Annotated in this window: 13 protein-coding genes and 1 pseudogene; 5 read left to right on the forward strand and 9 right to left on the reverse strand. The window is 71.4% G+C overall.

Annotated elements, in window-relative coordinates; genetic code table 11:
* Positions 1 to 102: 102 nt before the first annotated feature.
* The 5 genes from OG917_RS01455 to OG917_RS01475 all read right to left on the reverse strand — a co-directional run bounded on the left by OG917_RS01455 (position 103) and on the right by OG917_RS01475 (position 6,056).
* Positions 103 to 837, reverse strand: coding sequence for a dienelactone hydrolase family protein (locus tag OG917_RS01455; RefSeq protein WP_328315641.1), 735 nt, complete (start codon positions 835 to 837; stop codon positions 103 to 105).
* Between the two features lie 269 nt (positions 838 to 1,106).
* The gene (locus OG917_RS01460) at positions 1,107 to 2,219 is read right to left on the reverse strand and encodes a DnaJ C-terminal domain-containing protein (protein WP_328315642.1); all 1,113 of its coding nucleotides are present in this window, start codon (positions 2,217 to 2,219) and stop codon (positions 1,107 to 1,109) included.
* Between the two features lie 177 nt (positions 2,220 to 2,396).
* Positions 2,397 to 3,281, reverse strand: a complete 885-nt coding sequence (locus tag OG917_RS01465) for a right-handed parallel beta-helix repeat-containing protein (protein WP_328315643.1) — start codon at positions 3,279 to 3,281, stop codon at positions 2,397 to 2,399.
* Positions 3,282 to 3,345: 64 nt separating this feature from the next.
* Positions 3,346 to 4,152, reverse strand: coding sequence for an FHA domain-containing protein (locus OG917_RS01470; RefSeq protein ID WP_328315644.1), 807 nt, complete (start codon positions 4,150 to 4,152; stop codon positions 3,346 to 3,348).
* Entirely contained in the window at positions 4,149 to 6,056 is a 1,908-nt protein-coding gene (locus OG917_RS01475; protein ID WP_328315645.1) for a serine/threonine-protein kinase, read from the reverse strand. The genes OG917_RS01470 and OG917_RS01475 overlap by 4 nt, the downstream gene beginning before the upstream one ends.
* A gap of 295 nt (positions 6,057 to 6,351) precedes the next feature.
* On the opposite strand from OG917_RS01475, the gene OG917_RS01480 reads away from it, so the two are divergent.
* From OG917_RS01480 to OG917_RS01495, 4 genes are all read left to right on the forward strand, one after another.
* Complete coding sequence (locus OG917_RS01480; RefSeq protein WP_328315646.1) at positions 6,352 to 8,904, forward strand: S8 family serine peptidase; 2,553 nt, start codon at positions 6,352 to 6,354, stop codon at positions 8,902 to 8,904.
* Positions 8,904 to 11,825, forward strand: a complete 2,922-nt coding sequence (locus OG917_RS01485) for an FG-GAP repeat domain-containing protein (RefSeq protein WP_328315647.1) — start codon at positions 8,904 to 8,906, stop codon at positions 11,823 to 11,825. Before OG917_RS01480 ends, OG917_RS01485 begins: the two co-directional genes overlap by 1 nt.
* An 81-nt stretch (positions 11,826 to 11,906) precedes the next feature.
* Entirely contained in the window at positions 11,907 to 15,242 is a 3,336-nt protein-coding gene (locus OG917_RS01490) for an ATP-binding protein (RefSeq protein WP_328315648.1), read from the forward strand.
* Positions 15,243 to 15,886: 644 nt separating this feature from the next.
* Positions 15,887 to 16,936 (forward strand): serine hydrolase domain-containing protein, encoded by a 1,050-nt coding sequence (locus OG917_RS01495; RefSeq protein WP_328315649.1) that lies wholly within the window; start codon positions 15,887 to 15,889, stop codon positions 16,934 to 16,936.
* A gap of 221 nt (positions 16,937 to 17,157) precedes the next feature.
* On the opposite strand, the gene OG917_RS01500 is transcribed toward OG917_RS01495, so the two are convergent.
* Entirely contained in the window at positions 17,158 to 17,340 is a 183-nt protein-coding gene (locus OG917_RS01500) for a tectonin domain-containing protein (RefSeq protein WP_328315650.1), read from the reverse strand.
* A gap of 11 nt (positions 17,341 to 17,351) precedes the next feature.
* Here OG917_RS01500 and OG917_RS01505 point away from each other — a divergent pair.
* A pseudogene (locus OG917_RS01505) lies at positions 17,352 to 17,588 on the forward strand (GNAT family N-acetyltransferase); the annotation flags it as partial.
* Between the two features lie 72 nt (positions 17,589 to 17,660).
* Here OG917_RS01505 and OG917_RS01510 read toward each other — a convergent pair.
* The 3 genes from OG917_RS01510 to OG917_RS01520 are packed head-to-tail and all read right to left on the reverse strand — an operon-like array spanning position 17,661 to position 21,154.
* Positions 17,661 to 18,458, reverse strand: a complete 798-nt coding sequence (locus OG917_RS01510) for a phosphatase PAP2 family protein (RefSeq protein WP_328315651.1) — start codon at positions 18,456 to 18,458, stop codon at positions 17,661 to 17,663.
* A complete protein-coding gene (locus OG917_RS01515; RefSeq protein WP_328315652.1) occupies positions 18,459 to 19,412 on the reverse strand; it encodes a YihY/virulence factor BrkB family protein in 954 nt (317 codons plus the stop codon). It abuts the gene before it with no gap.
* Positions 19,412 to 21,154 (reverse strand): diacylglycerol kinase family protein, encoded by a 1,743-nt coding sequence (locus tag OG917_RS01520; protein ID WP_443059049.1) that lies wholly within the window; start codon positions 21,152 to 21,154, stop codon positions 19,412 to 19,414. The genes OG917_RS01515 and OG917_RS01520 overlap by 1 nt, the downstream gene beginning before the upstream one ends.
* Between the last annotated feature and the right edge of the window lie 71 nt (positions 21,155 to 21,225).

Genomic DNA, 21,225 nt, shown 5'->3' on the forward strand with positions numbered 1-21,225 from the left:
CCGGTTCCGCCAGGACCGGCGCACGCCGGGACGATGGGCTGCTCCCCTCGCGGGGCGGGCCGATAGTGGTGTGTGGTACGCGAGCCGCCCCGGGGCAGGACCTCAGCTGTTGCCCGGTGTGCCGGCCAGGAGGGGGAGCAGGCGGTCCCAGTGGCGCCGCAGTCCGGCGGGGTCGAAGGCGTCGGTGTCGGACATGGTGAAGCCGTGGACGGTGCCGGGGTAGATCTCGGAGGTGTAGTCGGCCTTCGCGGCGTCCAGGACCCGGTTGAGCTCACCCAGGGCCTCGGATGTCAGGTCGCTCTCGGCATGACCGAGGTGAATCCGGGCGGTGATCTCGGCGAGGGTCTCGGGCCCGGCGGCGCCCACGGGACCGTGGAACGCGGCCACGGCGGCCACCTGGCCGGGGTGAGCTGCTGCGGTGCGCACCGCCAGGAGGCCGCCTATGCAGTAGCCGGTCACCGCGACCGGCCCGGCGGCGACCTCGGGCCGGGTGGTGAGGAAGCTGAGGTAGGCGTCGGCGTCACGCAGTACGCGTTCCGTGGTGTGCGCCTCGATCAACGGCATCAGCTGGGCCATGAGCGCGGGCCGGTCCTCTTCTCCGATGTGCTCGGGAAGTCCGATCACCGGTGCCGGGCCGTGCCGGTAGAAGAGGTTGGGGACGAGTACGTAGTAGCCGTGCCCGGCCAGTTCGCAGGCCATCTCCCGCAGCACGGGCCGGATACCGAAGCCGTCCGCGTACATCAGCACCCCTGGGAGCCGCTCCTTGTGGTCGGGGAAAGCGGCGAAGGCATCGGCCTGACCGTCCGTGGCGGGAATCTGCAGCGTCTTCGTGTGCATGAAGTCTCCTGTCGTGGTTGATGTGTTGAGTCTGTGATCAACACGACGGAGGCGGAGCCCGCGCAGCAGCACCGGATCCTCGATCGAACAGCCGGCCCGCACCGGCCCCTACGGCGCTCAGAGGAGCGCCGGGTCACCAATCCGTGTGTGGCGCAAGGCCGTCCCGGTAGTCATGGCCGCAGAGCATAGCCCACGGGAAAACCGGTCGCACCGCCACACACCAGGACCGGCGGGGAACCGGACGCACCAGGGCCCACACGGAACCGGCGTCACGTGTCGCGCGGAGGCCGTCCGCCGGCAAGTCCCCGCAGATCGAGGACGATCTGCCCCGAGCCGGCGCGTTCCACACTTTCGGCGATCCGCTCCCACTGAGGCCGGGTGAAAGCGCGGGCGTCGACCAGGTGACTGCGGGTGCCGCCGGTACCGGACGTGGCGGCGGGCACCGCGTAGAGAGCGATGACGGCGTCGCTCCGGTCGCTGTCGAACACCAGTAGCGCGATATCCCGCCAGGCGTGGGCGGCATGCGTCTGCCACCGGTCACCGCGGGGTGAATGCCGCTCGGTCTCCACCGTGATCCCTGTGGCGTCGGCGGTGAACCGCACGCCGTCCCGCTGGACCGTGACGGGCCGGCCGGAATATGCCGCGGAGCCGGACGATGCATCAGCGGACCGCGTGGGCGATCGGCGGGGCGGTGCGGACGGTGCGCGTCCCGGGGCCCCGGCGGAGGCAGGCCGGCGCCAACTCCTCGCTGCCGCCCAGCCCTTCCGGGGGGCCGGTACCCGCACCCGCAGCAGCAGATCCCCGTCCGGGCGGGCCGCGCCCCCGGCGTGACCGCCGCCCGCCACCCGGAGAAGGGCGTCATTGCGTACCCCGGCCGGAATCCGGACATGCACCGTCCTGCGGTGGCGTCCGTCGAGACCCGTCGTCTCACACCTGCCGCAGAGCAACGTGCCACTCGCGCCGACCGTATGGCCCCGGCCGCCGCAGGCGCCGCAGCTGCGGCGCGCGGTGAACGTGACGTCGCGTGTCGTGCCCCCGGCTGCCTCGCCGGCCGGGACGGTCACCCGGACCCGCACCGCCGACTCCCCGCGCCGGGACCGGGCAACACCCCGGCCCCGGACCACGGCGAAACCGGCCAGACCGATGCCCGCGGCGATCAGGGCGCCGCCCACGAAGGGGTTGCCGCCCTCACGGGGACGGTACTGACTCGTCGATGTACGCGTGCCTCCGCCGCCCACGGACACCGAGGTGCACGTGTCGCCCGGCCCCATGGGCTGTCCGCCGCATTCGGCGTCCCTCGGCACCAGCACGGCCACCCCCGCCACGACGGCCAGGAACCCCAGGACCAGAACGGCAACACCCCAGCGCACGGATCCCCTCACGTCGGCTCTCCCCTCCCCCGCGCCCGTCGGCGACGCCGCACCGGGCGTCCGGTTGTCGATACCCCGTGCAGCATCGTGGTATCACAGCACCGCGTCGCCGACCAGGGGCCGGAGAGAGCGTGCGATGTCATCCGGCCGGTCCCGGCCTCTTCGCGAAGGGCTCAGGCACGGCGGCTGTCACGGGGCGCCTCCCGGCCGCGGGCCCCGGTAGCCGGGCAGGGAGGACCGGTCGATGCCGACGGTGTAGCGGATGCGGGAGCCGACTCTGTTGCCGCTGATGTGGGCGCCCGTGGAATGGATGGCCAGGCCGATGGCGTGGTCGGGAGCGGCGGCGAAGACGTTTCCGGTGATGGAGACGTGCTGGACGTCCTCGAACATCAGGGTCTGCGAGGCCTTCCTGGTCTCACAGTAGTTGTTCCGTACCGTGAAGTCGTAGGTGTGGCCATGGCCATCGCCCTCACCGTCGTTGGGGCCCTCGGCCATCAGGCACATATTGTCGATCCGTGCGCACCGGTTGCCCTCGATCAGGACGTGGTGGCTGGCCGGGGAGTCGCTGGCGAAGGTCTGCATGCAATCGGCGTGGCCGTACCGATTGGAGGCACCGGTGATGGTGTTGTGCTGGATCCTCAGGTCGTTGCCGAAGAAGCGCAGACCGTCGCCGTCGCCGCCGTGCGGGCGGGTGACGCTGTTGTTCCTCACGGTGATGTCGTTTCCGGTCATCTCGATGCCGGGGGCCTCCGGGGTGTCGACGGCGTAGCCCTCGACGACGACGTGGTCGGCCTCGACGGTGATCCCGTCGACGGAGCGCCCGTGGCCCCGGTAGACGGCCGGGTGCCCGGCCGATCCGCCTTCCGTGATGACGAGCCGCTCCGGTCGGGGCGCTGCGGAGGCCGGGGCCAGGGGCTGTGCGGTCGCTGTCGCTGTCGCTGTTGCTGTTGCTGTTGCCGTTGCCGTTGCTGTTGCTGTTGCTGTTGCTGTTGCTGTTGTGAGCGTCAGCAGCAGGACAGCGCAGTCGACAAGCCATCTGCGGATGCCGGCCGGGGGGCGGGTCGTGGTCGTCATGGTGCGTGAGCGTAGGAGCCGCCCCGGGGAGGGGTCCCGGGGACCGGGTCCGGTCAGCGGCGCATCAGGCGGCATCGATCAGCGCCAGGTCCATCGGTACGAGGCTGGTCGACGACATCAGGGCGCGGATCAGGTGATCGTTGAGCGCGTTGCCGACGGGTTCGCCCAACTCCTCGCGGGTCAGCCAGGGCACGCCGTCGCGGGACAGCCGCAGGCGGACCGCGTTGACCGTGTGCTCGACGCGCTTGTCCGTCCAGCCCGTACCGGGGCGCACCTCCGCGAGCAGGGCGGCCGTCTGCTTCCACGTCAGCGGCTGCGGGCGGGGCTCATGCAACAGGTACCGCCGCCCGAGCGCGACGAGAGCGGGCTTCTCCAGCTCACCGAGCAGCCACATCCGCGGTGGCCGGGTGACATCACCGTGGCGCGGTACGGGCCGTTCGTCGTCGGGACCGGCCACGAAGACCTCCAGCAGATGTTCCCGGCCGCGCGACCCGCCGGCGAACAACGGGGTGTAACCGGTGGCGAGGGGTAACGGCTCCTCGCCCCGGAACAGCAACCGGGTTCCCGAGCAGCGGATCGGCAGCCGCCCGCTGTTGCTCACCCACCACTGCCCGCCCCGGTGGATGAGCGTGCCCTGGTGACGGCTCACCTGGGTGTCGTTCTCGCCCAGACAGATGTGTACATCGGGCCGGTTACGGCCGAACAGCACCTCGCGTCCCTCGCCCGGGCCCAGCACCATGCCGCCGGTGAGCGCCAGCGCGAAGAGCGTCCCCGGCCGGGAGGCGGAGGCCCCCCTGGCCAGACTGCCGTATCCGGCGGGGAGGACATGCCCGTCCGGGGCGGGACGCAGCGTCGCGGAGTGCTCGGTCACTTGCTCTCCGGCAGCTGCTTCACGATGTTCCGCACCACGGTGGCCGACAGCTTCTCGGCGGTGTGGCAGAGTCGGGCGGCCGGCTGCGGTGCGTACACGGTCAGCTCGGCGAACTCGACGATGTCGTCGCCGACGGCGTTCGTGTACGTACGGTGCGGCGTGCGCACGACACAGCTGTGGTCGCCGGATTCCCCCGGTGACACATAGCTCTTCCTCCCGGCGACCAGCACCGGCTTCCCGTCGTCCGACAGTTCGTTGTCCCGGTTGAACAGGACCTCCACCGCCGTGTCGCCGCCGGAGGAGGACCACCCGCAGTGCCAGTTGCCGAAGCCCCGGTCGGGATTCCGCGTGTCGACGCCGTCCACCTTCCTGAGGGCGGGTGCGTCCAGCAGTGAGCACGCGTCGAGGCGGGCCAGGGAGGCCGGGGCGACGGGGGAGGGGCGCCGCGGCACCCCTCCCCGGTCCAGTACGCCGACCGCCATGTCCGTTCCCGCGTCGGCGAGTTCGCATGGATCGGGTGCCCCGGTCGTGCGCTGCTTCGCCACGATCACGACCTGCTGGTGATCCGCGGTCGCGATGTGCCGCTCGCACTCGTCTCCGTCGCGTGCGTACGAGTCGACGGTTACGTTGCCGACCCGTCTGGAGGGGACGTCACCCCCGGTCTTGGCCCGGGAGTTGTCGAGGTCGAGTTCGAGGTCTGCGAGTTCGTCCCCGCTACCGGTCTCCACCACGACGTCGCAGCGGCTGAACTCCCCGTAGGCCGGGTCGAGATGTGTGCCGCCGAACCTGCTCAGTGACGCTGCGTCGAGCAGTCCGCAGGGGTCGGCGGTAGCGGCCTCGCCGATGGTCCCGGCCCGGCTCGCGGCTGCCGTTGCCGGAGGCCGGGCATCCGGATGTGCCGGGCCGCCGCCGCCCGCGGTCCACGGGTGCAGGACGGCGGTGGTGATCGCCGCCGCCGCGAGCAGTGCTCCCGACGCGACCGCGAGCGGTCGGCGCCGACGGTGTACGGCTCGTGGTAAGCGGCGTGTGACGGAGAGGAGAGGACTGAGCCGCAGAGTGCGGTCGTCGTCCAGCGTCGCCGCGCCCTCCGGTGGGGGCGGCGCGGCGTGCGTCAGCAGCTTGTACGCACCGGCGGCGTCGGGCCGGTTGCGGGGCTCCGGATCCAGCAGGGCGGCGAGCGGCCCGGTGAGCCGGCCGGCCCGGATCGCGGGTTCGAGATGCCCCTCGATGGCTCTGGCCACGTAGGCCATCGGGTGCTCGGCCTGCCCGTACGGCGACTGCCCCTCGACGGCCGCGTACAAGGTCGCGCCCAAGGAGAACACGTCGGACTTCTCGTCACCTCGCTTCCCCCTGACCAGCTCGGGGGCCAGATAGCGGGGCTTGCCCCGCACGACACCGGTTGTCGTCCGGGTGACCTCGCTCCACAGGGCCCGGGAGATCCCGAAGTCGGTGAGCCGGGCGATTCCTTCGTCGGTGACCAGGATGTTCTCCGGGGTCACGTCTCCGTGCACCACGCCGGCACTGTGGGACTTCGCGAGCGCGGCCGCGATCTGACCGCCGATGGCTCCGGCCTCATCCGCCGGGAGCAGACCGCGCTCGGTGATGATCTGCGCCAGGCTCTTGGCGGGCACGTACTCCATGACGATCCAGCAGGTGTCGGCGTCGTGGTCGCAGTCGAAGACAGCCACGATGTTCGCGTGGTGCAACCGTCCGGCGTTGCGTGCCTCCTTCATGAGCTGCTGAGTGGCGCGGTCGTCGTCCGGGTGCGCGAACTTGACCGCGACCTGCCGCTCCAGCCGCTCGTCCCAGGCCCGCCATACGACGCCCATCCCGCCCTTGCCGATGGTCTCCTGCAACACATACCGGCCCGCGACCTTGTTTCCTGCCTCTGGTGTCACCAGCACCGCCCCGTCCTCGCCTCTCGTGCCACATGACACCAGATGGTCCTGCGGCGATCACGGATCGTACTCGGCAGTGATCTGTCCAGCAGGGCTTCGCATGGACCGGCACAGGATCCCCCCAGGCACGGCGGTCACCTCCGTGCGCGTCGAACAGAAGTACTGAGAAGGCCACTTGCCAGGCCGCCCGACGCCTCCCGGCTCTGTCCTGCCGGTCTCGCCGATGAGCTCTGTAATGCCCGAGTAACGGCGTCTGCCTAGTGTCCGGGCTCCCCCGTACCGTTCCTGGAGGAGCTCCCCGATGCACTTGCCCCATGGGCCCCGGCGCAGACGCGCAGTCCGGGCGGTGGCCGCCTTCGCCGCGACCGCCCTGCTGACCGCGCTCCCTGCGGCCGCCGCCGACGCCGCTCCGGCCGCGAAGGTCGATCCCGCGCTCTCCGCCGCCTTCGCCAAGGCGGACGACGCGTCCTTCTTCATCGTCCTCAAGGACCAGGCCGACCTGTCCGGCGCCCGCAAGCAGCGGACACACGCGGCGATGGCCAGGTCCGCCTACAGCACGCTGACCGCGCACGCCAGAGCCAGCCAGAAGTCGGTCGACTCCTTCCTCGACAAGGCGAAGGCCGGCCACCGGGACTACTGGATCGCCAACGTCGTCAAGGTGACCGGCGACGAGGACCTGGTCAGCCGGCTGGCCAGGCGTTCCGATGTCGCGCGCATCGTCAAGGAGCAGCACTACAAGCTCGACGACATCGAGACCGCCGACAAGAAGATCACCACGTCGCGCACGGACTCCCCGGCCACCGGGGACGACGACACCCCCGAGTGGGGCGTCGCGGACATCAAGGCCGACCAGGTGTGGAAGCAGTACGGCGACCGCGGTGAAGGCATCGTCATCGCCAGCGTCGACTCGGGGGTCCAGTACGACCATCCGGACCTGGTCACCAACTACCGTGGCAACAACGGCGACGGGACCTTCACACACGACTACAACTGGTACGACCCGACCGGACAGTGCGGCACGAGCGGTGTCCCGTGCGACAACAACGGCCATGGGACCCACACCATGGGCACGATGGTCGGCAAGAACGGCATCGGCGTCGCGCCGAACGCGAAGTGGATCGCCGCCAAGGGCTGCGAGACCTCCTCGTGCTCGGACGAGTCGCTGCTGGCGGCCGGTCAGTGGATCCTCGCCCCGACGGACCACAACGGTCAGAACCCGCGCCCCGACATGGCGCCGAATATCGTGAACAACTCCTGGGGCGGCGGCGACACGACGTTCTACGAGGACATCGTCGGCGCCTGGAACTCCGCCGGTATCTTCGAGGCGTTCGCCGCCGGCAACGACGGTGACGGCACCACCTGTTCCACCGCGCACGCCCCCGGCTCGCAGGCGCCCGCCTACGGTGTCGGGGCGTACGACTCCGCCGGCAGGATCGCCTCCTTCAGCGGCTTCGGCCCGTCCCTGGTCGACGGCTCCATGAAGCCGGACATCTCGGCGCCCGGCGTCGATGTCGAGTCCACCTGGCCCGGCTCGTCGTACGCAACGGAGTCCGGTACGTCGATGGCCACGCCGCACGTCGCCGGCGCGGTGGCCCTGCTGTGGTCGGCGGCCCCCTCGCTGATCGGCGACATCGACGCGACGCGCGAGCTCCTCGACGAGGGCGCCACCGACGTCGACGACACGCACTGCGGCGGCACCGCGGGCGTGAACAACGTATGGGGCGAGGGGAGGCTCGACATCCTCGCGTCGGTCGACAAGGCACCGCACACCGCAGGCACGGTGAGCGGCAAGGTCACGGACAAGGCCACCGGCGTCGCCCTCTCCGGCGTCACCGTCAGGGCGACGGACCCGGCGTCGGGCGCCCGCTCCGTCACCACGGGCGCCGACGGCACGTACCGCCTGTCGCTGAACCCGGGCACCTACGACTTCGCGGTCAGCGGTTACGGGTACGCGGCCGGTTCGGCCACCGGCGTCACGGTCGGCGAGCGGCAGGACCTGGCCCGGGACTTCACGCTCTCCGCGGTCGCCTCCCACAAGGTCTCCGGCACCGTCCTCGACGTCACGGGCAAGCCGCTGGCGGGAGCCAGCGTGGAGCTGACCGGAGCCCCGGCCACGCCGGTCACCACGGACACCAGAGGCTCCTACTCACTGCCGAGGATCGCCGAGGGCACCTACACCCTGACGGTGAGGCCCGCCACGCCTGCTCTGTGCAACGGCGTCTACTCCGGCACCACCACCGTCGGCTCCGCCGATCTGACCAAGGACGTGCGGATCCCGGCCCGCTCGGACAACTCCGGCAACAGCTGCGCCCCGGCCGCGTACTCCTGGATCGCCGGCTCGAAGAAGGTCGCCCTGAGCGGTGACGAGGACGCCACGACGATCTCGCTGCCGTTCTCCGTCAAGCTGTACGGGGTCGCCTACTCGACGACATCGGTCACCACCGACGGCCTGTTGAACTTCCTGGCGCCGCGCGTCGGTGACTACGCGAACACGGCGCTGCCCACCGTGACCAACCCCAACGGTTTCATCGCCCCGCTGTGGGACGACCTGACGCTCGACAGGACGTCATCGGTGCAGACCGCCACCACCGGCACGAAGGGCAACCGTGAGTTCGCCGTCGTCTGGAACAAGGCCGCCCATGCGGACGGCGGCTCCGGGCGTGCCACATTCGAGGCCGTCTTCGACGAGGCCACCGGCGCCGTGACCCTCCAGTACAAGACGGTCCCGGACCACGGCGCGGGCGCCACCGCCGGCATCCAGAACCAGGCCGGCACCGACGCACTCCAGTACTCCTTCAACCAGTCGGTCATCGCCGACGGTTCGGCCGTCCGCTTCACGCAGGGAGTCAAGTGATGAGAACCCCCCACTCCGGGCGGGCCCTTCAGGTCGCCTCGGCCCTGGTCGCGGCGGGCCTGTGCCTGGGCGCTGCCCCGCAGGCCCTGGCCGCCGGACAGGACAGCTCGGCGATGAAGCTGAGCAGCGCCCAGGCCAGGACGCTGGCGGCCCGCGTCACGCTCGACGCGTACGGCAACGCCGACGGCACCGAGGTCAGCCCGAAGAAGGCACAGGAGAAGACGCCCGAGGCGAAGGGCGGTGCCGAACCCGCGTCCGGTCCGGCTGCCGACGACAAGGTCACCTTCACCGGCACATCCACGCTGGAAGGCGTGCAGGGCATGGGCGCGACCGTGCCCGTCGGGAAAAAGGGTGACTACTTCACGGTCAACAGCCTCGGCGCGGTGCAGCGGCACACCGCGGACGGCAGCACGGTGTGGGGGCGCACCAACGCCTCCTTCTATACGGACTGGCAGGTCAAGCCGGTGCGCGTCTATCAGACCGAGCCGTACCCGGCGCGGATCCTGATGGGCTACAACGCGGTCTCACCGTTCTCGCCCAGCTCGGACTCGGGCTACACCACCGGCGACCTGACCGGCGACGGCACCGACGACCTGGTCTTCTCGGCCAGTGTCGGCTCGCTCCCCTACCGCCCGTTCACCTCGCCCGGCTCGTCGCTGCCCACCGGCACGTTCGTGACCGTGGTCGACGGCAAAACCGGCAGGACGCTGTGGTCGAAGCTGTACGACTACGCGTCCATGGTGAAGATCGTCGACGGAACGCTGCTCGTCGCCGACGCCCCGCGGATGAACATGAACGCGCCGGCGGGCGATACCGCGAAGCTGACCGGCATTCGCTTCACGGCCGCCGGCGACAACCTGACCCCGTCGTCGGAGTGGACGTACGACACCCAGGAGAGCGGGGAGGCCAACTGGGGCGACATCCAGAGCCTCGGCAAGGGCAAGGCCGTCATCTCCTGGGACCGGGCCGGGCGCACCGGCGTCGCGGCCCGGGGGCGCACCCTCGTGCTCGGCCTCTCCGACGGGTCGGTCACCTGGCAGACCGACAGCATGCTCTACAGCCGTCAGCTGCGCGTGGACGCCGGCCGCAGGCGGATCGTCGCCGTCGAGCAGTCCGACGCCACCGATGGTGTGCGCTACGAGGTCGCGGCGTACGACACGAGGACCGGCCGGCGGGCGACGCTGGACAGCCGGGACAACGTGCTGCCCACCGCTCTGACGATCGGTGATCTCACCGCCGGGAAGGGTGACGAGTACAGCGTCGCCGAGTCCTCGCTCGACAACGACCTCTATGTGAACGCCAGCACCGTCCGCGTACTGAACGGCGAGGACCCGGGCAAGGTGCTGTGGTCGCACACGGTCAAGCGCGACGCCGGAAACACCCACGACGGGGCCGGTATCTGGCGCCTCCAGGTGGTCGACGGCAAGCTCGTCACCTCCGCACAGGACGACGAGTTGCTCGACACGTCCCAGAACCCCGGCGGCGGCGCCCTCGCGACGCTGACCGTGTTCTCCGGCAAGGGCCGGATCGCCTGGCAGGAGAAGGGCCCCGGCGCCTCGCCGATGTACCAGGACGTCTTCTCCGACGCCCACGGCAGCCACGTGCGGGTCATCGACCAGAGCGAGAACATCCGCACCTACAAGCTGGCCGACGGCAAGCAGCAGCAGCTGACACCACTCCAGGGCGACATCTCCTGCGCCAAGGCGGTGGACCTGAACAGGGACAGCACATCCGACGTGGTCATGGGCGGTTCGTCGAACGGCGTCTGGGCGTACTCCGGTCCGTCGCTCACCACGGGCAAGCCCGAGAGGCTGTGGCAGGCCACGGTCCCCGGCGCGGTCCACGACATCGAGACCGGTGACGTCAACGGCGACGGAAGGCCCGAGGTCGTCGTCGCCACCGCCGGCGCGGTGGTCGTCCTCAACGGCAGGACAGGCAAGACGCTCGCCACGATCGACGGCGACGGGCAGTTCGTCCACTCCGTCCGGCTCGCCGACCTCGACGGTGACGGCGAACAGGACATCCTGGTCCCGACGGACTCCCTTGACGCCTACCACGGCGACGGCCACGAACTGTGGTCCTACACGGCGCCCAGGAGCCTCGGCGATGTCGTCTTCTCGGACCCTTCGGTCAATGACGGCCGGGTCTACACCTCGTACTCCAAGGCCGGCTCTCTCGAGCTGGCCGACCCGGCGGCGGACGCGGTCGCGCTGAACGCCGCCACCGGGAAGGGCGAGTGGGACGTCGCCCCCAAGGCCCCGGCCATATCCGGCGACGGCGTCATCCACGCCGCGATCACGTACAACGGGACCTTCGCCTCCAAGGACATCCCGTACGCGGACGGCCACGCGGTCGCCTACCTGTGGGACATCCAGGCGGAGGCCGGTGTCGGCTCCACCGACGGCGACAGCCCCCACCAGTACATGGAGATCCGTGACGGCCGCACCGGCGAGGTGGTGCACTCCACCACGGTCGGCGGTCTGTGGACGCACAGCGGCTTCTTCACCGACGACGGGGTCCTGTACCAGGCCGGCACCGCGTCCTTCCGGGCTTTCAAGGGCGAGGGCCAGGACGACGTCACGGTCTTCGCCGTGCCCGAGTCGCATGCTGCCGGCTTCGCGACCGGCCCCGGCGGGCGCAAGCTCCTGATCGGCGGGGTCGACGGCGGACTCGACGCCTGGGACCCGAGCATCTTCAGCCCCTCCGACTCCTCCGGCTCGTACGCGTCGAGCGTCGGCAGCGCCAGTCTCATGGGCGGCCACAACTATCTCGCCGCCGACCTCGACGGCGACGGCGTCGTCGAGGTGCTCTCGCTCAACGCCGACGAGACCGGAACGGACCGGATCGCCGAGAATCTCGGCGGCCGGTACCTGGTCCAGGACAGCGCCATTCACCAGGTCACCGCGTACAAGCTCTCCTGAGCCCGCCCGATGTCCTGACGTGACACGGATCCCCGGGCCTCGCCCGGGGATCCTCAGCGTGTTCGATTACAGTGCGCCTTCATGGACGCGCAACGCCCGGACGGCAGCACATCCGCCGCACCGTTGCTGCGTCTGCACCTTTTCGGCGGGTTCAGAGCAACGCGCGACAGCGGCCCCGCGCTCGCCGAACGGTGGCCGCGGCCCGGCGCCCGGGCCCTGGTGAAACTCCTCGCCATCGTCCCCGGGCACCGGCTCCACCGCGAACAGGCCATGGACATCTGCTGGCCGGACGCCGCCCCGAAGGCCGCGGCAGGCAGCCTGCGCGTCGCCCTGCACGCCGCTCGCCACGCCCTGGAGCCCGAGCTCGCTCCGCGCGCCGCATCCTCCTATCTCCTGTCCGACGGGGCTCTCCTGTGCCTGAGCCCCACGACGGTGTGGATCGACGCCGACGACGCCGAGACAACGGCCCGGATCGCACTCGCCGATGGCGGACTCGATGAACTGACCGGCGCCCTGGACCGGTTCGCGGGCGAGGTGCTGCCGGAGGACCGCTACACGAACTGGGCCGACGACCGGCGCGGGCAGCTCACGCTCCTGCGCGAGCAGTTGCTTCTCCGTCTCGCCCGGACCCACTTGGAACGGGGCGCAGCCGACGCCGCGGTCGCCGCCGCCGAGCAGGTCCTCGCGGCCAGCCCTGCCGAGGAGCTGGCCCACCGCGTTCTCATGGGCGCGTGGCTGCACCAGGGTCTGCGCCGGCGCGCGGTGCACCAGTACCACGTGTGCCGCGAGATGCTCGACGCGCAACTGGGCGTGCGGCCGGGCCCGGAGACGGAGGAGCTGCACAAGGCCGCGCTGGCCGCTGCCCCCACCCCCGTCCCTGCCGCCCCGCTGCTCCCGGCCCCTCTGCGGGCCGCCCGCGCCGCGCCGCCGTTGCGGGGCCGCGCTTCCGCGCTGGCACGGCTCCTCACGGTGGACGGGCCTCCGGTCACACTGCTCACCGGCGAGGCGGGTGTGGGGAAGACCCGCCTGGTGAGCGAGGCGGCGCGGCGTGCCACCGCGGTCGGTACAGCCGTACTGTGGGGCGGCAGTCAGGACGCGGAGGGGCACACGCCGTACGGTGCGTTCGCGGACGCGCTCGACGGGTGGCTCGCCGAGCACAGTGCGGCCGAGCGCGCCCGGGCCGGCGCCGAGTATCCCGAACTGGCCTCGTTCCTGCCGTCGCTCGGGCACGTAGGGACGTCGGGCGAGCGCAGCCCGGAGGAGGAGCGGGACCGGCTCTTCCGTGGAAGCACGGCGCTCCTCGGCGACCTGGCCGCGCTCCGTCCGGTACTGGTGGTCCTCGACGATCTGCACGCCGCCGACACGGGCTCGTACCAGCTGCTCGGCCATCTTGCCCGGCGGGCCGCGGAGCGGGGGACGGCGCTGCGGTTCCTGGTGACGTACCGCGAGGAGGAACTCCCCGACGGCGATGCGCGCCGTACGGCGGTGGCGTCCCTTGTGCGCCAAGGCCTCGCCGTGAGACAGGAGTTGGGGCGGCTCGACAGGGAATCCTGCCTGGCGATGGTGCGCGACGCGGCCACGGGCGTATCACGCGACGACCGGATCCACCGGGTGTGGGAACTGTCCCTCGGCAACCCGCTGTTCGCCCTGGAACTCGCCCGTGGCCTGGCCGACGAGGACGGCGGTGGCGTCGCCCCCGAAGGGGTGCGGGAACTGGTGGCGGACCGGCTCGTACGGCTCGGCGCGGACGCCCGCCGCATCGTCGAGGCCCTCTCCGTGGCCGGGGACGACGCCGCACTGTCCGAGCTCCTCGACGTTGCCGAGCACGGGTTGCACCCTCCGGTGTCCGGCGCCGCGGCGGCGGACGCCCTGGAGCAGGCCATCGCGGCCTCGCTCGTCGAGGAACGGCACATCGTGGTGGCCGGGCGCCCCGAGGAAGGGGTGGCCTTCCGCCATCCGCTGGTCCGGCTGACCTGCTACGAGCAGCTGGCCGCGGTCCGCCGCAGGCAACTGCACGCAGCCTTCGCGCAGGCGGTGCGCCGACGTCGGCCCGACGCCGTCGACACTCTGGCCTCCCACTTCGCGCGCGCCGATGACCCGCGCGCGGCCGAATACCTGCGCCGGGCGGCCGAGCGTGCCGCGGCCCTGTACGCCAACGACACGGCCGACCGCTACTACCAGGACCTCGTGGCGCGGCTGGACGTGGATGCGGCCCGTGCCCGGCTCGCGCACGCCCATGTCCTGCGGAGAATGGGCCACTTCGAGCAGGCGGCCGACACGGTGAGACTGGCCCTTGCCGAGTTCGAGCGGCGCGGCGACCACGACCACGCGGTCCTCGCCGCGGCGCTGCTCGCCGAAACACTCGTCAAGACGAGCGCGTCCGGAGCCGGCCGCAGAACGCTGCGGGAACACCCGGTGACCGCGGACACCGCACCGGAACCGGCCGCTGCTCACTTCCTCGCCCTGTCCGTCGTGCGTTGCGTCCAGGGGCGGTACGCGGCCGGAGCGGAGGCCGCCCGGAACGCCCTTGCGGCGGCCCGGCGCATTCCTGGACCGCGGGGGCAGGGGCTGGTGGCCCGCGCCTTCGCCCTGCAAGCAGCCAACCTGGGCCTGGACGGCCGCTTCGACCAGGCACGCGAAGCGGGCGACGAGGCTCTCGCACCGGCCGAGGCGTACGGGGATCCGACGCTGCTCGGCTCGGTCCTGTCGACGCTTCGCGAGAACGCCAGGCGGGCCGGCCGGCTCCGCGAGGCCGTGGAGATCGGGACCCGCGCGCTCGGCCTGGCCGAACAGTCCGGCGATCCGACCGCCGCCGCCTTCGAGCGTGCGAACCTCGCGGAGCTGTGGCTGCTGCTGGAAGAGCCCGGGCCGGCCCGGGCTCTCGCCGAACAAGCGGTGTCAGGCGCGGAGTCCTACGACGCCTGGTGCCTCGCGTACGCCCTCGCGACCATGGCGCGTGTACGGGTGTTCCTGGGCGACATAGCACAGGCCACGGCGTTCCTGGACCGTGCCGGAGCGGTTGCCACCGCGCTCGGTGACCGGCAGGCAGAGCACGAGGTGCGCACCGCACGCGCCGAACTCGCCCTGTACGCGAAGCGCCCGGACGACGCGCTGCGCGTTCTGGAGGGACATGCCGGCGATGCGCCGGTGCTGTTCGCATGGGCGGAACTCCTCTCGGGGCGGGCGGACGCCGCGCTGCGCCGTGCGCGCGCCGAGGTGGCACGGGCACGGCGTTCCGGGGAACGGCTCGCCGAGGTGGAGGCACGGATCGCACTCGCGATATCCCTGTGCCGGCTCACCAGGGTGCCGGAGGGAGTGAAGGAGCTGACACGGGCCGAGGCTCTCGCTGTGGCGCTTCCGTATCCGGCCGGTACGCGCCGGGCGGCATGGGCGCGCGGCCTGCTGCGCGAGGCGTAGCCCTCCTCGCGGGGAGCCGGACGGCGTCCGACGGCATCCCGGCGATCTCCGCCGGGCCACGCGAGGAGGGCAGGCACGCCGGACGGCCCGCTCCCCCGTCCTGGGCACGCCACGGCCGGTTCCGCGGGGCATCGGCTCACCTGTTCGGGCTCGTCACGGTCGCCGCCACCGCCTGTGCGGCGTTGCATGGACGGACGGGCCGGAGGTCGACAGCGCTCACCGGGATGAGCGCCCTCGCCCCGGACGGTGCGGCCGGGACGACCAGTCGGCATTCCGGCTCATCGGAAGCACTCGCCCTGCGTGCCCGGACCTGAGAACACCCCCTGCCGGGGGGGCTGCCCCCACTGTGCGCCCGGGTGGCAACTCCCTGTACCGGTCCTCGTCCGGGGGTTTGAATGAAGCCCTGCCGGATCAGTGCCGCAGGCCGGCCATCACCAAGGGGGAACAGCATGCGTGTCGCCATGTCGGGGACCGTCGGAATGACCGCCATCGCGCTCGTCGTCGTGGCGTCGGTAACGCCCGTGGGGGCGCAGGCCGCCGGAAGCCCGCAACCGGGGACGAGCGCGTCGCCGAGTCGCACCGGCTATACCGCCCCCGATCTGAGGCGGGATCTTGCCGCGGTCAGGGCAGCCGGAGGAGGGGACGTGAACGTCGTCGCACGGGTGGACGGACCGCAGGGCGCGCTGCGAGCGCGGTACGGCACGGCGGGGACCGGGTCGAAGGCGCCGGTGCCATGGGACGCGCAGTTCCGGGTGGCGAGTACGACGAAGACGTTCACGGCGGTGGTCGTGCTCCAACTGGTCGCGGAGGGGAGGCTCTCACTCGGCGACACGGTCGAACACTGGCTGCCTGGCGTGGTCGGCGGGAACGGCAACGACGGGTCACGCATCACCGTGCGGGATCTCCTCCAGCAGAGCAGCGGCGTCTACGACTACATCACCGATCCCGACGTGCAGGACCGTATTCGCAACGGCTTCGAAGAGAACCGTTACGACGCGACGCCCGCCGGGGAACTGGTCGCCATCGCGATGCGGCACCGCCCCCTGTTCACCCCGGGACCGGCGGGCTCGGCACGTCAGTGGTCATACTCCAACACCAACTATCTGCTCGCGGCAATGATCGCCCAGAAGGCGGACGCAGGCGGCGCCACCTGGCAGGAGCTGGTCGAGCACCGGATCATCGCCCCGCTCGGGCTGCGGCACACCTACATCCCCGGCGAGAACCCCTTCCTGCCCGGGCCGCATGTGCGGGTCACGATCGACGGCCCCGGCGGAACACCACTCGACCTGACCGAGCAGAGCCTCCAGCACACCGCCGACTCCGGCGTGGTCAGCACCACATCCGACCTGAACACCTTCTTCAAGGGGCTGGTGACGGGGAAACTGCTGCCTGTCCATCAGTGGAGGCAGATGCGCGAGACCGTCCCGTATGACGATCTGCCGGTGCCACCGTCGGGCAAACAGGGCGGGTACGGCCTCGGAGTGCGCGTGATCCCACTGACCTGTGGCGGGGTGTACTACCTGCACGAGGGCGATGGGCTCGGTGTGTACACCAGGCCCGCGGTGAGCGAGGACGGGCGCAGGGCCGTGACCGTATCGGTGACCACCACGACTGCCCTGATCGACCAGCCGAAGGTCAACCGGGCCGTGCAGACACTCACCGACCACGCACTGTGCGGGCGCGGCCAGGGGTGATGACCCGCAGCGTCGTTCACGCGGCTGATGGCTGATCGGCGCCTGTCCCCGAGTGCGGTGCGGCAGCGGTGGACATGTTGTCGACGGTCGCGCTGTGCAGACACCCGCGAGCACCCGTGGGCCGGGGAGAACGCCATGCGGCGGCTTGCGGCCCGAATGCCACGGACACGATGCGGTCTCCCGGCCTTCGGCCAGGGGACCGCAAGGGTGGCGCGCGGGGGTCAGCTCGGCTGGTCTCCGGTGTACCGGTAGATCTCGTTGCCGCTGTTGATGTGCCATGCGGTGCCGTCGGCACCGGCGGCGATGTCGGTGGCGGTGCCGGGGATCCTGACCCACGGGTTGACGCCACTCGCGTCGTTGTTGGTGTACCGGTAGATACTGCCGGCGGGATCGACGCCCCACACGTTCGTCCGGGATCCCGTTCGTCAACGTTGTCTGGGACGGCGGAGCACACGCCTTCGTCCTGGCCACAGTGGTCGCCCGCCACCTCCGGTCGAGAGGGGTCGGCGCCGCACTTGTCGCAGTTGCGACCGAACAGGCCCGTGCGGCGAAGTGCGAGTGGCTCCACGTCGACTTCGAGGAACATCTGCGGTCTTTCTATTTCGATGCCTGTGGATTCCGGGAGACGTCTGGGGGGCTGATCGCCCTCTGACACCACGGCCCGAAGCCCGGTGCCCCGGTGCAGACCGCCCCCTCTATCCCGGCCGGCACCAAACCGTGACCCTCATCGGGAGCGGTCGCGGATCGCGGCGTCGGGCTCGGGGTGGGGGCCGGTGAGTTCGGGAGCGAGGCCCTCACGGACGGGTGTGCGGGCCCGGCCGGCGTCGGAGCGCCAGGCCTCGAACGCCCAGGCCGTGGAAGCCACCACGGCCAGGCCGAGCAGCCAGCCTCCGGCCACATCACTGAACCAGTGGACGCCGAGCGCGACGCGGGTGAACCCGACGCCGATGACCGACACAAGGGCCAGGACCCAGCACAAGGGCCGCCAGCCACGCGGCACCATCGGCAGCAGGACCAGCAGCAGGACGGCGCACGAGGTGGCCGCGGTCATCGCGTGCCCCGAGGGGAACGAGAAGCCGGGTGCGTGCGCGACCGGGTTCTCCAGAGAAGGCCTGGCCCGCTCGACGACGGTCTTGACGAGCAGTCCGATCAGTCCGCCGGCGACGGCCGTCACCGCGGACCAGGCGGCCAGCCGCCAGGCGCGGCGGTAGAGCAGCCACACGGTGAGCAGCGCGACGGCGGTCCGCAGGGTGAACGGGTCCCACACGCGGTCGGAGAGGAACTGCAGGGTGGTCGTCCAGCCGGGGTGCTCCAGGGCGGTGTGGTGAAGGCTGTTGGCCGCGCCCTCGTCGATCCGGCGCAGCGGACCCCACCGGCCTTTGACCAGGACCAGCAGCAGCCCGAAGGGGACCGCGGCGCAGGCGGCCACGACAATCGCTCCCAGCAGGTGAACGCCGAAGCGGCGGTCGGCCGCGCGGCGGCGGCTCTCGCGGATACGTCGGGCGGTGGTTCGCACGGGCATTCAGACTCCCGGGTCGGCGTGGATCGGGCCGGGCACCCGGGCCCGTGACGCCTCCAGCTGGGCGGCGAAGGACAGGCCCAGGAACAGGGCGATGGACGTGAGATAGGCCCACAGCAGCAAGGACATGAAGGCACTGAGCGGCCCGTACACCGTGTCGAAGGACCCGCTCAGCTGGAGGTAGAGGCTCAGCAGCCAGGTCAACAGGGTCCACAGCACCAGGTAGACGGCGGAGCCGAACGCCAGCCAGGTGTACCCGGGCTGGGCGCGGCGGGGCGAGCGGCGGAAGATCGCACTGGCCGAGATGAGGGCGAGAATCAGGCCGAAGGGCCACCGCAGGATGTTCCAGGCGGTCTGGGCGTCTCCGCCGATGTGGTAGACACTTGCCGCGGCGGTGGCCAGGTCACGGCCTGCGACCATGACGACGAATCCGAGCCCCAGGGGCAGCCCGGCGCTGAGCGACATCACCAGTCCGCGAAGGTACTTGCGGTGGAAGGGGCGGTCGCGCTCGTTGCCGTAGATGCGGTTGGCGCCGCGTTCGATCTGGCACATCGCCGTCGTCACGTTGACGAGCGAGAAGACCAGGCCCAGCCAGAGAGCGAGCGCCGCGCCGTCGCCCGCCTCCCGGCGGCTGCGCCGCAAGGCATCGTCGACGACGTCGGAGCTTGGTCCCGAGGCCAGTTGATGGATGGTCAGTTGTGCCATGCGGCCGATGTTCTCGGTGTGCAGGGCCGAGGAGAGGCCTACGAAGGCGATGGCCATCGGGATGAGGGCGAGCACCGTCTGCAGGGCCAGCGCGCGGGAATGGCTGAAGCCGTCGGCATAGCGGAAGCGGACGAAGGAGTCACGCAAAAGTGGCCAGCGGCCGTAGCGGCGCAGGGACTGCAGCGCCTCGTCGGCGGAGAGTTCGTCGCCCGACATGTCGCGGGTCACCGGGACGGTGATGGCGGTACCCATCACGCCTCTTTCGGCGGCAGCATGACGTTCAGGGCGCCGGGGGCGACCTTCACCGTCAGCCGGCTGCCCGGGATGACGGGGTCGCCGTCGATCTCTCGGGGGCGCGGCGCGTCGAACCTCAGCTCCGCCCGGCGGAAGGTGAAGTACTCCACCGGGAGGGTCCCCCCGCCCCCCTCCGCGGTGTTCAGGGGGGTGGGCCGCGGGGTACCTCCGCGCCCCAGGAGCACTGTGGTCAGCGCCCGCAGCCAGCCGGAGGGGCCGTGCGGGTCCAGGATCATGAGGTCCAGGAGACCGTCGTCGGGACGGGCGGGGGGCAGCAGCGTCGCGCCGCCCTGCACGGTGCCGACGTTGCCGAGAAGGACCATGCGGGCCGTACGGTGCAGAGCCGGGGCCCCGTCGAGGCGCACGGTCAGGCGCATGGGGGGTGTGGTGAGGGAGGAGAGTCCGGCCAGGGCGTAGGCGGGCCAGCCCAGGACGGACTTGGCGCGGTCGCCGGTCTTCTCCATGATCGCGGCATCGAGTCCGGCCCCGGCCATGGCGGTGAAATGGGTGGCGGGGAAGTCGTCGCCCTCGATGCGGGCCAGGTCGATCGGGCGGGGGGCGCCGCGGAGCGCGGCGTCCAGTGCGTCCGCGGGCGCGAGGGGCAGCCCCAGGTTGCGGGCGAGAAGGTTGCCGGTGCCGCTGGGCACGATGGCAAGCGGGACGCCGCTGCCCGCCAGGGCGTCGGCGACAGTGCGCACGGTGCCGTCGCCGCCACAGACGACGATGAGCCGGGCGCCGTCGGCGAGAGCCTGGGCGCTCTGTCCGGCGCCGGGGTCCTCCGCCGTGGTCTCCACGAATACCGCTCGGTGGTGACCGTGGCGCTCCAGGACGGCGCTCAGGGCCTGCTGGTCCTGTAGCCGGGTGACGGTCGGGTTGACGATGACGGTGACCGTGCCGGGGAGGTCCGCGGTGTGCCCGGCCGCCGGGACCGCACGCTCCGGCCGCCCGGCGGGCGGGACGATCACCTCGGGGCGGGCGAACAGCGCGTACCCCACGATCACCAGCGACAGGCCGCCGTTGACCATCCCACCGACGACGTCGGTGGGATGGTGCATGCCCCGGTAGAGACGGGAGAGGGCGACGAACAGCGGCAGGAGCAGCAGCAGAGTGCCGGTGATCCTGCGCCACGGGCCGCGCATCCGGGACAGGGCGAGGAAGGCCAGGCCCGCGTAGAGCGCGGTGGCCGCACCTGTGTGGCCGGAGGTGTAACTCGACGTCGGCGGGGAGGCGTCGAGCCGGTGCACGTGCGGACGCTGGCGGTCCACCGACAGGGTGATGACCAGGAAGACGAGTGCTTGTAGTGCGACGGAGACGGCGAGGAACGCTGTCTGGCGCCACATCGGCAGCCGGGGTATGAACACCAGTCCCAGGCAGGCCAGGAGGGTGATGGCGATCACGGTCAGGGTGTTCCCGGCCTCGGAGCCGATGAAGGACACGGTGGTGAGGGCGCCCGTGCGCAGGTGTTCGAGGCCCTCGTCGACACGGTCCTCGGCGGTCATCGGCCAGATGTGCGCGGCGGGGCCGGTGATGAGCAGTCCTGCGCCCACCATCAGCGCGGCCTGCCCGACGGTGAGTGCGGCGATACGGCCGGCCATGCCCCCGAGACCGCGGGGCAGCCCGAAGGTCCTGCTCCCCCGCCGGGTCCCGGTGGCACCTGGACCCGGCATTCCGGCGGGTCTTCCCGGCGCGGCGATCGGCATCGAAGCTCCCAGCGTGTGCGCCTCGCGGCGGCTGACGGTCACGACGGCGTCTCCATCGTCGGATCGGCGTG

It is taken from the genome of Streptomyces sp. NBC_00388 (genome assembly GCF_036061255.1).
In the GTDB taxonomy this organism is placed as follows: Bacteria; Actinomycetota; Actinomycetes; order Streptomycetales; family Streptomycetaceae; genus Streptomyces.

Coding starts and splice junctions, on each gene's coding strand:
- OG917_RS01485 (WP_328315647.1), top strand. CDS start 8,904: ATGAGAACCCCCCACTCCGGGCGGGCCCTTCAGGTCGCCTCGGCCCTG.
- OG917_RS01480 (WP_328315646.1), top strand. CDS start 6,352: ATGCACTTGCCCCATGGGCCCCGGCGCAGACGCGCAGTCCGGGCGGTG.
- OG917_RS01455 (WP_328315641.1), bottom strand. CDS start 837: ATGCACACGAAGACGCTGCAGATTCCCGCCACGGACGGTCAGGCCGAT.
- OG917_RS01520 (WP_443059049.1), bottom strand. CDS start 21,154: ATGCCGATCGCCGCGCCGGGAAGACCCGCCGGAATGCCGGGTCCAGGT.
- OG917_RS01515 (WP_328315652.1), bottom strand. CDS start 19,412: ATGGGTACCGCCATCACCGTCCCGGTGACCCGCGACATGTCGGGCGAC.
- OG917_RS01465 (WP_328315643.1), bottom strand. CDS start 3,281: ATGACGACCACGACCCGCCCCCCGGCCGGCATCCGCAGATGGCTTGTC.
- OG917_RS01510 (WP_328315651.1), bottom strand. CDS start 18,458: ATGCCCGTGCGAACCACCGCCCGACGTATCCGCGAGAGCCGCCGCCGC.
- OG917_RS01490 (WP_328315648.1), top strand. CDS start 11,907: ATGGACGCGCAACGCCCGGACGGCAGCACATCCGCCGCACCGTTGCTG.